At 28.3% G+C, this 13,404-nt stretch carries 7 protein-coding genes; 6 read left to right on the top strand and 1 reads right to left on the bottom strand.

The genetic code is table 4. The features are described 5' to 3' along the window. The first annotated feature begins 19 nt into the window (after positions 1-19). The 6 genes from pdhA to NX779_RS02580 are packed head-to-tail and all read left to right on the top strand — an operon-like array spanning position 20 to position 7,437. Positions 20-1,132 (top strand): pyruvate dehydrogenase (acetyl-transferring) E1 component subunit alpha, encoded by a 1,113-nt coding sequence (pdhA, locus tag NX779_RS02605; protein ID WP_259429870.1) that lies wholly within the window; start codon positions 20-22, stop codon positions 1,130-1,132. Continuing rightward, a complete protein-coding gene (locus NX779_RS02600; RefSeq protein WP_259429869.1) occupies positions 1,132-2,121 on the top strand; it encodes an alpha-ketoacid dehydrogenase subunit beta in 990 nt (329 codons plus the stop codon). Before pdhA ends, NX779_RS02600 begins: the two co-directional genes overlap by 1 nt. A gap of 18 nt (positions 2,122-2,139) precedes the next feature. Continuing rightward, positions 2,140-3,414, top strand: coding sequence for a dihydrolipoamide acetyltransferase family protein (locus NX779_RS02595; RefSeq protein ID WP_259429868.1), 1,275 nt, complete (start codon positions 2,140-2,142; stop codon positions 3,412-3,414). 29 nt (positions 3,415-3,443) lie between these two features. Next, positions 3,444-5,246, top strand: coding sequence for a dihydrolipoyl dehydrogenase (lpdA, locus tag NX779_RS02590; RefSeq protein WP_259429867.1), 1,803 nt, complete (start codon positions 3,444-3,446; stop codon positions 5,244-5,246). 23 nt (positions 5,247-5,269) lie between these two features. Continuing rightward, entirely contained in the window at positions 5,270-6,235 is a 966-nt protein-coding gene (gene pta, locus NX779_RS02585; protein WP_259429866.1) for a phosphate acetyltransferase, read from the top strand. A 20-nt stretch (positions 6,236-6,255) separates the two neighbouring features. Continuing rightward, entirely contained in the window at positions 6,256-7,437 is a 1,182-nt protein-coding gene (locus NX779_RS02580; protein WP_259429865.1) for an acetate kinase, read from the top strand. Between the two features lie 466 nt (positions 7,438-7,903). On the opposite strand, the gene NX779_RS02575 is transcribed toward NX779_RS02580, so the two are convergent. Next, the gene (locus NX779_RS02575; protein ID WP_259429864.1) at positions 7,904-13,363 is read right to left on the bottom strand and encodes an ABC transporter permease; all 5,460 of its coding nucleotides are present in this window, start codon (positions 13,361-13,363) and stop codon (positions 7,904-7,906) included. Positions 13,364-13,404 lie beyond the last annotated feature (41 nt).

The raw sequence follows: 13,404 nt of genomic DNA, 5'->3' as shown, positions 1-13,404 counted from the left end.
TATAGAAAGGAAAATATAGATGAATTATTTAGGAAAATTTGATCCATTAAAAGACGAATGTGTTCGTATAATGGATAAAGATGGGAAAATTATTAACCCTAAATTAATGCCTAAAATTTCTAATGAAGAAATTATAGAAGCATACAAAACAATGAATCTTTCTCGTAGACAAGATATTTATCAAAACACAATGCAACGTCAAGGAAGATTACTATCTTTCTTATCATCAACAGGTCAAGAAGCTTGTGAAGTTGCATACATTAATGCATTAAACAAAAAAACTGATCATTTTATAAGTGGTTATAGAAACAATGCTGGATGACTAGCAATGGGACAAAAAATCAGAAACATTATGCTTTACTGAGTAGGTAATGAATTAGGAGGAAGATCACCTGAAGGTGTTAACAGTTTACCTCCAAACATTATTATTGGTTCACAATACTCACAAGCTGCTGGTATGGCGTTTGCTGAAAAATACAACAAAACTGGTGGAGTTGTTGTTACAACAACTGGTGATGGAGGAACTAGTGAAGGTGAAACTTATGAAGCAATGAACTTTGCAAAAATTCATGAAGTTCCAGCTATTTTTGTATGTGAAAATAACCAATGAGCTATTTCTACTGCAAGAAGTGAACAAACTAAATCATTAAACTTTGCAGTTAAAGCTATTGCGAGTGGTATGCCTTCAATTAAAGTTGATGGAAATGATTACTTTGCATGTATAGCAGTATTTAAAGAAGTTGTTGAATACGCTAGAAAAGGTAATGGACCAGTATTTGTTGAGTGTGAAACATATAGATTAGGTGCACACTCATCTTCAGATAACCCAGATGTATACCGTCCAAAAGGTGAATTTGAAGAAATGCAACAATATGACCCATTAGTAAGATTAAAAAAATGATTAATCGAAAACAAATTATGATCAGATAAACAACAAGAAGAATTAGATGCAGAACAAGATAAATTTATTGCTGAAGAATTTGCTTGAGTTGAACAAAATAAAAACTATGGATTAGAAGAAATTTTCAAATATCAATATGCTGAAATGGATTCATTCTTAAAAGAGCAATATGAAGAAGCAAAAGCATTCTTTGAAAAATACCCAGAAGCTGCTAAAGGAGGGCACCACTAATGGCTATTGTTAATAATATTAAAGCTGTAACTGACGCTTTAGATTCTGCAATGGAAAAACACAAAAATATTGTGGTTTTTGGAGAAGACGTAGGAACTGAAGGGGGAGTTTTCAGAGCTACTCAAGGTTTACAAGCTAAATATGGAAATGAACGTTGTTTTAACGCTCCAATCAGTGAAGCTATGTTTGCTGGTGTTGGTTTAGGTATGGCTATGAATGGTATGAGACCTGTTATCGAATTACAATTTGAAGGTTTAGGATTACCAGCTTTACAAAACATTATGACTAACATTTCAAGAATGAGAAACCGTAGTAGAGGAAAATATACTGCACCTATGGTTATTAGAACTCCAATGGGTGGAGGAATTCGTGCACTAGAACACCACAGTGAAGCTTTAGAATCTGTATTTTCTCACATTCCTGGAATACAAGTTGTTTGTCCATCTACTCCATATGATGTTAGAGGATTATTACTAGCAGCTATTGAATCACCAGATCCAGTTATTTTCTTAGAACCAACTAAATTATATAGAGCTTTCAAACAAGAAATCCCAGATGATTACTACACTATTAAAATTGGTGAAGGATACAAAATTCAAGAAGGAAACGACATAACTGTTGTTACTTATGGAGCTCAAACTGTTGATTGTCAAAAAGCAGTTGCAATGTTAAAAGAAAGTCATCCAAATGCTACAGTTGACTTAATTGATTTACGTTCAATTAAACCATGAGATAAAAAAATGGTTGTTGAATCAGTTAAAAAAACTGGAAGACTATTAGTTGTTCATGAAGCTGTTAGATCATTTTCTGTTTCTTCTGAAATTATTGCTAGTGTAAATGAAGAATGTTTTGAGTATCTAAAAGCACCTTTATCAAGATGTACAGGTTATGATGTTGTTACACCTTATGATAGAGGTGAAGCATACTTCCAAACTAGTCCATTAAAAGTTTTAGACAAAATGAAAGAACTTTTAGATTATAAATTTTAGAAAGAAAGGATAGAAAATATGTATCAAGTTAAATTTGCTGATATCGGTGAAGGACTAACTGAAGGAACAGTCGCTGAAGTTTTAGTTAAAGTTGGAGATACTGTAAAATCAGGTCAAGCTCTATACTTTGTTGAAACTGATAAAGTTAATAGTGAAATTCCAGCTCCAGTTGATGGAAAAATTGCAGTAATTAATATTTCAGCTGGTCAAGAAATTAAAGTTGGAGACGTTGTTATGGAAATTGATGACGGATCTGGACCTTCAGTTTCAACTCCAGCTAAACAAGAAGCTAAAGTTGAAGTTATTGAAGAAAATGCTAGTGTTGTTGGAGCAACTCCTGTTTCAAACGAATTAATTACAAGAAATGTATCAACAACTGTTTCATCAACTCAACAAGTAAAAGCAACTCCATTAGCAAGAAAAGTTGCAGCTGATTTAAAAGTGGATCTATCTTCATTAAAAGGTACTGGTCCAAATGGAAGAATTTTAGTAGCTGATGTTAAAAACGCTCAATCATCTAACGTTCAATCTGAACCAGCTGCTTCAAGTCAAGAAAAACCAGTTGCATGTAAAAAAACACCAGATATTGATGCTCCATTATCATGAGACACAATCAACATGAATGGAATCAGAAAAGCAACAGTTAAAGCTATGGTTAAATCACATACTGAAATTGCTGCATTTACTGGTATGAAAAATGTTGATATTACTGAAACTCACAAATTAAGATCTGATTTAAAAGATTACGCTGCATCAGAAGGAGTTAAATTAACTTACTTAGCATTTATTATCAAAGCTTGTGCTAAAGCATTACGTGATATGCCAAATATTAATGCAAGAGGAGATTTTGCAAACAACAAAATTCAATACATGCACAATATAAACATTGGTATTGCTGTAGATACTCCTCAAGGATTAATGGTACCTGTAATTAAAGGTGCTGACTTGTTAAGTGTTTTTGAAATCGCTAACAAAATTTCTGAATTAGCTAAAAAAGCTAAAGAAGGAAAATTAAGTATGAAAGAAATGACTGAAGCAACATTTACAGTTTCAAACTTTGGTTCAGTCGGATTAGATTACGCAACTCCAATTATTAATTCACCAGAATCTGCTATTTTAGGAGTAGGAACAATGACTCAAACTCCAATGTACATTAACGGTGAAATTAAACCTAGGTTCATAATGCCATTCTCAATGACTTGTGACCATAGAATTATTGATGGTGCTGATGCAGGAAGATTCTTGATCAAAGTTCAAGAATACTTAGCAAAACCAATAGTATTATTTGTCTAAAAGTTTAATAGAGAGGGTAGAAAATAAAAATGTATAAAGTTAAATTTGCTGATATCGGTGAAGGACTAACTGAAGGAACAGTCGCTGAAGTTTTAGTTAAAGTTGGAGATACTGTAAAATCAGGTCAAGCTCTATACTTTGTTGAAACTGATAAAGTTAATAGTGAAATTCCAGCTCCAGTTGATGGAAAAATTGCAGTAATTAATATTTCAGCTGGTCAAGAAATTAAAGTTGGAGACGTTGTTATGGAAATTGATGATGGATCATCAACTTCTGATTCTGCTTCATCTAAAAAAGAAGCTGCTGAAGAAAACGCTAGTGTTGTTGGAGCAACTCCTGTTTCTAACGACTTATTACCAAGACGTAGTCATTCTGCAACTTCAGCTCCAGCTCAAGAACCTGCTAAAGTTGATGTAAATGTTGAAGATACATTTGATGTTGCTGTAATTGGTGCTGGAATTGGTGGATATGTTTGTGCTATTAAATGTGCACAATTAGGATTAAAAACTTTAATAGTTGAAAAAGAATACTATGGTGGAGTTTGTTTAAATGTTGGATGTATTCCTACAAAAACATTATTAAAAACTAGTCACGTATATCATGATATTTTACATAAAGCTAAAGAATTAGGTATTGTAGTACCTAACACAGAAAAAGTTGTTATCGACTGAGCTCAAGCTTTAGAAAGAAAAAACGGAGTAGTTAAAAAATTAACTGGTGGAGTTAAATATTTATTAGATAAAAATAAAGTAACTCAAATTAAAGGTAATGCTGTTGCGTTAGATAAAAACACTATTAGTGTAAATGGTAAAAATTACCGTGCAAATAATTTAGTAATTGCAACTGGATCAATTCCTAACCACTTACCATTGCCAGGATTTGATGAAGGAAGAAAAGCTGGAGTTGTTATTGACTCAACAGGTATTTTATCAGTACCTAAAATTCCTGATTCATTAGTTGTTATTGGTGGAGGAGTTATTGGTATCGAATTTGGATGTTTATTTGCAAGTTTAGGTACTAAAGTTACTGTTTTACAAGCATTACCAACTGTTTTAGAAATGTTAGATAAAGATGTTATTGATGTAATGACAAAAGAGTTAAAAACTACTTACAACATGAACGTTATTACTAATGCAAGTGTTAAAGAATTTAAAAACGGAGAAGTTGTTTACGAAGTTGATGGAAAACAACAAACAATTAAAGGTGAATATGTTTTAGAATCTGTTGGACGTAGAACAACTTTAGATGGATTTGAAAACATTGGATTAGAATTAACACCACGTAAAGGTATTGAAGTTAACCAATATCAAGAAACTAACCTTGATTCAGTATACGCTGTAGGAGATGTTATTGGTAAAGCTATGTTAGCTCAATCAGCAGTTAAAGCAGCTATTGTTACTGCTAACAGAATTGCTAAAAAAGCTAACAAAGCTCATGCTGAAGATATCACAATGGACTTTAACAAAGTTCCATCATGTATCTATACTCATCCAGAAGTTGCTATGATCGGAAAAACTGAACAACAACTTAAAGCTGAAAATGTAGAATATAAAGCCTTTAAATTCCCATTCTCAGCAATTGGTAAAGCTTTAGCTGATGATGATACAACTGGATTTGTAAAAATTATCGTTGAACCTAAATACAAAACTGTTTTAGGAGCTCATATAATCGGAAATAGAGCAACTGAAATGATTTCAGAAATTACTGCTGTTATTGAGTGTGAAGGAACAATCACTGAGATTGCAAACACAATTCACCCTCACCCAACAATGAGTGAAGCTGTTGGAGAAGTTGCTGAGGCACTAGAAACTGGAAAAGCAATTCACTTCTAATAAATAAATTTGGAGAAATTAATATGTATTCAATACAAGATATTAAAAATAGATTATCTGAAAATGCAGATAAAAAAAGTATTGTTTTTCCAGAAGGAGAAGCAAGTATAATACAAAATGTAGCTAAAACATTAGTAGAAGAAAAACTAGGAAATCCAATTTTATTATTTAAAAATGAAGCTGATATTCCTAGTGATTTAAAAAATCATAGTGATATTAAAGTTATTGCTATTGATAAACTAGACACAACTGCACTAGAAGAAAAATTTGTTGAAATAAGAAAAGGTAAAGCAACAATTGAAGTTGCTAAACAAATGATGCAACTTCCAAACTATGTTGGTGCAATGTTAGTTAAAATGAATCAAGCTGATTGTATGTTATCAGGACTAAACAACACAACAGCTGACACAATAAGACCTGCATTACAAATAATTGGTACAAAACCAGGTTATAGTATTGCAAGTAGTGTATTTATTATGAGTAAAGGTGAAGAAAATTACATTTTTACTGATTGTGCACTAAATATTAGACCAACTAGTCAACAATTAGCAGATATGACAGACATGGCTGCTGATTTTGCTAAAACTTTAAATGTTAAAAATGTTGAAGCAGCCTTATTAAGTTATTCAACAAACGGATCAGGTAAAGGTGAAGATGTTGATAGAGTTCATGCTGCTGTTGAAATTCTAAAAAATAAAGAAAAAGATTATTTAGCAGATGGAGAAATCCAATTTGATGCAGCATTTGATAAATCAGTTAGAGATAAAAAATTCCCTAACAATTTATTAACAAAACAAACACCAGATATCTTTGTTTTCCCTGATATTAATGCTGGAAATATTGGTTATAAAATTGCTCAAAGAATGGGTGGATTTGAAGCTATAGGTCCATTTGTTCTAGGGTTAAACCAACCAGTAAACGATTTAAGTCGTGGAGCTACTTTAGTTGATGTTTTAAACACAGCAATTATGACTTTACATTTATCTTAATAAAATAAAGGAGAGATTATATGATTCTTGTAGTTAACTCAGGAAGTAGTTCAATTAAATTTAAGTTATTTGAAACAACAAACGGTGTTGAAGCGATTCTAGATGGTCTAGCTGAAAGAATTGGGATTGATGGTAGACTAAAATTTGAACACAATGATCAAAAATACGTTTATGATGATGAATTAAAAGATCATGAATCTGCAATTAAATTTATCTTAGATAAATTAATTGAATTAAAAATCATTGATAATGTTGAACAAATAACTGGTGTAGGATTTAGAACAGTTCATGGTGGTGAAATTAGTCAATCTACTTTAATTGATGAAAATGTTCTAAATAAAATAAAAGAAAATATTAAACTAGCACCTTTACACAATCCAGGAGCAATCGTTGCTATTGAAGCTGTTTCTAAATTAATGCCAAAAGCTAAATTAGTTTCATGCTTTGATACAGCATTCCACCAAACAATGCCTGAAGTAAATTACTTATACTCAACGCCATATTCATGATATGAAAAACACCGTGTAAGAAAATATGGTTTCCATGGTATAAGTTATCAATACATTACTTCAAAATGTGAATCAATTTTTAATAAAAAATCTGAAGATCTAAACTTAATCGTTTGTCATTTAGGAAACGGAGCAAGTATTTGTTGTGTTAAAAACGGTAAATCACACGATACATCAATGGGTCTAACACCTTTAGCAGGATTAATGATGGGAACAAGAAGTGGTGATGTTGATCCATCTATTGCTGAATATATGGCAAAAGAATTAAATACTGACATTTTTGAAATCACTAAATCTTTAAATAAAGAATCAGGATTATTAGGAATGAGTGGTATTTCTGCTGATATGAGAGATGTTACTGATGCTTATTTAAAAGGTGATAAAAGAGCTATTTTAACTATTGAAAAATATGCTCAAACTGTTGCTGATTTCATTGTAAAATATGCTAACTATTTAGATAACGTAGATGGTATTGTATTTACAGCTGGAATTGGTGAAAATTCAAGCTTAATTAGAAAAATAATTATCGAAAAAGTTAAATTATTGCAAGTTAAAATTGATGAAAATAAAAACACTTCTAAATACGATGATTTCATGTTAATTTCAACTGATGATTCAAAAGTTCCTGTTTATGCAATTAGAACCAATGAAGAAAAAATGATTTGTTTAGATACTTTAAAACTTACAAAATAATTAATATAGATGATCCAAGTAATTGGATCATTTTTTTATTTAATAATGTTTTTATGCTTAAGTGGGAAGCGTATGTAATATTCTTATGATACATTAGAAACGCTTTATGTGTATAGTGTGCCTTTTATTAGTTATGATATTGAATCTGAAACGTGAGTCAAAAAATTTTTGTAATATTAAGCAAAATGAACCTTTATATTTAAAAAGTTGTTGCACTTTTTACTTTAGCACAACAACTGTAAAACTCGGGAATAAGCACTAAGAATGCATTTAAGAGTGTTTTAAGCATTTTTATAGTTAAATAACTTTTTATTAATAAATAGCCCTATAATGCGTATAATTTAAAGTTATAACACACTAATACACTACCTAGACAATGAATTAAGATATGGTGATACTTTTATAACTTAAAACTTATAAATAGTAATAAAAAAGATCTGATTAGAAACCAGATCTTTTTATAATATTAATCATTTGCATGTATAGCTACACTAATATCTGTTTTACGTATTTTTCTAGTTGATAGTCATAATGAACTAAAGAATGATGAGAAAATCATAATTAATGATATAAGTGGTGCTAGTCAACTATATCCAATTGGAAGAACGAATCCTTTTGCATATAGTATTAAGTTTATAATACTTATTATTCCAAATACCATTACAACAGTAAGCACAACTACTATTAAACTTACAAAGACTGATATTCGAACTGTAAAGTCAACAATTTGAGAATTAGTATATCCCATAGATTTAAGCATTATCATAAATGATTTATATTCAGCTATATAAATATCAACAACTAACATAATTAATAATGCAGCAGCTAATGCTATAGATAAAATTATAATAATAGCTATATAAACAGCAGTTTTTGCTAATTGATCTAATAATTGTTTTATTTCAGCTATAAACTGTAGATTTGTGATTGAAGCTTTATAATCACTAAATTCAGTTATATCTAATATAGAATTACCAATTTTTTTATCAGTAACAATTGATATAGCACTTGAAATTCCTAGTGGTTCTTTAACATTAGAATACAAAGTATTAAAGTAGTAATGCGGTGAATAACTATAAGCATCTTGTGAACCTATGAAACTATCTTTTCAAGCGTTATTTGTTGAAACTTTATTTCATGTAGTTGCTTTATATTTTTTAAAGTATTTACCAGTAGATTCAACTTTTGAAGTATCAAATGGTTGGTAGTTATAGTTTGTTGATCTTGAAATATCATAACCATAAATTAAGTTTGCTAGATCTGAATCAACTATAGCCATTGCTCTTCCATATAATTCTAAGTCAGCTACTTTTTTAAATTTAATTTTTAAATCTTTGTTAACGTATCTAACTTGTCTATTTTCATTTTTCAATATTGGAGCAACATTATGTCTTTGACCTAGTGCTCTTCTAAAGAAATGTGAAACTCCATCTAATACTAAATTATCTAGTAATTTATTAGATACTTGTTTTTTAACACCTAATATTTTTCCATCTTTATCAAAAACAAAATATTCAAATGCTTTATCATTATCGTTATTATTATCTCTTTTTTGATTTAATGAAAAATCATAAGGTCTAATTGCAATATAATCAACTTTTTCAACTTTATTATCTAATGTAGAAGTTCAAGCATCTTTAACTGATTTAGGAACCATATTATTTGATATTACACTTACTGATGGTTGTTTTATGTTTCTGATTTTGTCATTAGTTGAATCTAGATCAGTTAAATAATCTTTATCAACAGTAGTTACATCATCATGTTTATTTCATTTACTTGCATATGCTGCATATTCTTGTCAGCTAACGCCATCATGTTTAGGAATAAATAATAATAAGTTTCTCATTTGATAATAAGGTCTTATAAATGAACGAATAATAGAACCATCATTTTTTATAACAAAGTCTCCAAATAATGGTGAGTCTTTAACAATTCCATCATGTGAAAAATCAATTTGATTTAAAAGATTTTGATCTTTTTGATCATTATTAGGTTTGTCTGATTCACTTGCTTCACTATTAGGTTTATTAGGATCTTTTGGTGAATCATTTGTTAATCCTGATTTTTCAGCTTTAGTTTTTTCTGATCAAAGATCTATAACTTGTTTTTGAGTAAATTTATTTGTATCTAAATTATAAGGATTTAAATAGTATTTTAATTTATCTGATGATCCTACAACTTCATAATTGTTTATAGTTTCATGATCATTAGTGTTTTGCATTGCTTTATTAAATGATGTGCTTTTTACATAAGCTGTATTTACATAATCAGTGTCATCATAAATTCATGCTTGACGAGGTAAATTATTAAAGTTTCCATTTTTATCTTTAAATGTTAATTGGTTATTATTTGTTGAAATATTTTCTAATACTTTATCTGAATTTGAATCAATAATTGAAGCTAGTGGTTTATTTATAATTGTTGGAACAATAACTGTATTAGTTTCATGATCATAAATTTTTACTCCACTATTTAAATAAATATCATGATCAACTGAACCTTTAGGTTGGTTAAACACTTTATTTATTTCTTTAGAATCTCTAGTTTGTAAAAATACTTTATCTTTATCTTTTTTTCTTATATTTAATGAATCTTCAGTTCTATCTAATCCTAAAACATTATATGAAGTTTTTGAATTATTAGATAAAGGAGTAAACATTGTAGCTAGTTGATCTTTTTTAGGAACAATACTTTGAGTTTGAAAACCAAAACTTAATTGTTCTTTTCTAGACTCAGTTGTTAAATATGATTTAACAAGTGATGGAGTATAAGCTAATAAGAAGTCTAGCATTGTTTGTCTTCAATCATCAATTTTAGCATCTTGTATTTTAAACATTTGACTAATAGCTTGACCTGCAATAGTAGTTAAAGGTGTTGCAGCGTCATTTACTTCTGTAATTCTATCATCATCACTATTAAATCTATCATCTCAGTCAACGTCATTTAAAAAGTAACTATATAACTGTTCAACTGTTCCAATTGATAGTGCTCGACCATTAGCAATTGTAAATTGATAACTTAATCAACCTAACAATTTATCAGGTAGATCAGCATTTCCAGTTTTCATATATTGATTTACATAAAGTTTTATAGGATTGATGATTTCTGCTTTAGTTAAATCTTTATCAATTGAATCAACATTATAAATAAGCGAAGGTAAAGCTGAGTTGTTTGAAATATTTCTTAGATAATCATTTGGATTTTCATAATATTCAATACTTCTACCATTTAAATTAGTTGCTTTTGAAAATTTTGATAAACTTTCATGACCATATCACATATTAATAGAATCTTTTCCTAAAGGAGTATTTGTTAAACTATCAGTTAAATTGTATTCGTTATTATATTTAATATTTTTAAAGTATTTATCTTTAGCGTTTAACGCAACACTTGGCAGAGCAACCGCAACTGAAATAAATAATGTAGCAACAAATAATAATCCAGTTAATAACATTAATGGTTTTTTACCTGCTTCAGCAATTTTAAAAGTTATTATTCTAGTAAAACTTACTTTTTTAAATACATGTTCACTTAATCAATTAGTAATAACAGGCTTACTTCATTTATCAGTTCTATTAATAATATTTAATACAGGTTTTCTAATATTTAATAAAGCTATTAAATAAGAAAATATTCCAAGTATCACACCAAATATTAATATAGTTATTAAAATTGAAGAACTATTATAAGCAATAATATTAGATTTCAATCCAAAATAATCTTGTAAAATACCTACAAAAGGAACTTGTAAAACTGTTCCTAACATTCATCCAAGTGGAATAACACTTACAGTTAAAATTATTGAATATGATAAATATGAAAGTGCAATAACTTGAGCATACATCCCATTAGCTTTTAAAATACCAATTTGTTTTGCATTATTTTTAATAGATTTATAAACTCCATAAAATACTGCTAAACTTGTAACCATAGCAATTATAATAGCTGATAGTAATGTTGTTAAATTATAATAATAACTAACTCTTTCATATAAAATTCAGTTTAATGAATAAAATGAATCTTTAAAGCTAAATTGAGAATAGAAAGTTTCAGCTTGACTAGAAGTATTAACAATATTGTTATATATTTTTGAAGAATCAGCAAATTGATCTAGATATACTTGATTTAAATTAGAAGCATCTTTTTGTTTATATAAAAAGAAGTTAAACATTGAAGTATTATCATTATTATCTGCTTTATCTTGTTTACCTAATATATTAGTAATAGTTGATCTTTTTGCATAAACTATTCCACCAGATTTTGATTTTGGTAATGGTACTTTAGGATCTGAAGTTGGAAAGAATGAATAAGTGTCAGTTGAATATCCTGTAATTAATAATGAAGATTGTTGACCTAGTGAAATATTTCCACCGATCTTAATTTTATTTGCTTTTGCAAATTGTTTACTTACAGTTATTTCACTTGGACTTGCTGATTCTTCTCCTTTTAACATTTCATAATTAGTAAATTCAGTATTTGTTATGTCAACAATTCTATAAGTTTTTTTAGTAACATGATCGGTAAAAATGATCTCAGGTCTTATATATAAACCGTACCCATTAGCATTAGCTGCTAGTAAATTATGAGTTAAAAATGCAGAAGTAATTGTATATTGTCTAGCTACAGGAACTAAGAAATCATTATCACCTTTTTCTAAAGTAGAATAAAAGTTAACAGCTTTAGATCCAATATTTGCAAATTCATCAGCATTAACTGCTAAAAAGTTAACAAGTCCACTAGTTTTAAAAGCTTCGATTTTATCTACATTCTGAACATATTTATTAAGATCAGATAATTTACCTTCTAATTCATTTGTTTGATTTCATCATTCAACTTTTTCAATTTCTTCATCTGAACCTTTAATATAAAGTGGTCTTAAAACACCTTTAAAACCTTTTGAAACAATAAGTTCAAAAAAGTCATCATCTTCAGTGGGTTGTTGATTTTTATCTTTATTAAGAGTGATTATATCGTTAAATTCAAAACCAGGTTCTTTATTAAATTGTAGTGTATATTTATTTTCATCATTAGTTATGTATTTTTCTTCGATCTTATTATCTTTATCTCATTGTTTACCAAAGAAAAATTCATAAAATAATTTAGCAGTTTTTTCTCTAGTATTAAGGTCTTTTTTTATTTTATCTAATAGTTCTGATTCTTGACTCATGAAATACCTAACATTTTTAAAAAGGTATTGACTAACTGATTCAAAAGCATAATATGAGTAGTTATAAATTTTTAAATTTTGATTTTTAGTATTTCTTAATGTTTCAAATTTTGGATCACTTATAAATTTTGATCAATTACTTTTATTGTTATCTATTAAATAATCTTTATATCAATCTTTATTTTTTTGAGTGTATTTATAAATAACAGTATCTTGAATACTTTCATCATCACTATTTATAAGATCAATCATTGTATTAAAAAAAGCATCATCAATAGCAAAATCGAATTTTTCTTGATTTTCAGCTACTTTTGCGTCACCATCTTTATTACTGTTTTTAATATCAAACATTTCTAAATAAGATGTTCAAGCTGTTTTAAATTCATTTGATTCAATAGTTTTAGTTATTAAAGTTTCATAACCATAAATATTATTAAAAACTATATTATAGTTATTTGATTCTTTCATACCAGTTCAATCTTTTTTAATAAAATCAAATATTGGTAAGAATAATGTACTATTTTTTTCAGGTTTTGCTTTACTTCCAACTGTAATATTATAAGTTGAATCGAATTTAGGTGTTTTTTTTGTATTAACTACTGTGTTGTATTCTTTTTCTAGTCTTTGATTAGTTGTAAATGAAATAGTTAAAATAGTTGAAGCTATAAAAGTTAAAAACATAATAATAATTAATTGTAACTTTAAATTATAGATTCATTTCATTCCTTGTTTAATCATTAAAAATAAATTTCTCATACAACCACCTTTAAAAACGTTTTTTTGTTAATGTACAAATT

Origin of the sequence: Mycoplasma cottewii, assembly GCF_024918975.1 — a bacterium.
Classification (GTDB): domain Bacteria; phylum Bacillota_I; class Bacilli_A; order Mycoplasmatales; family Mycoplasmataceae; genus Mycoplasma; species Mycoplasma cottewii.
This window is presented reverse-complemented; position numbering and strand designations above follow the sequence as displayed.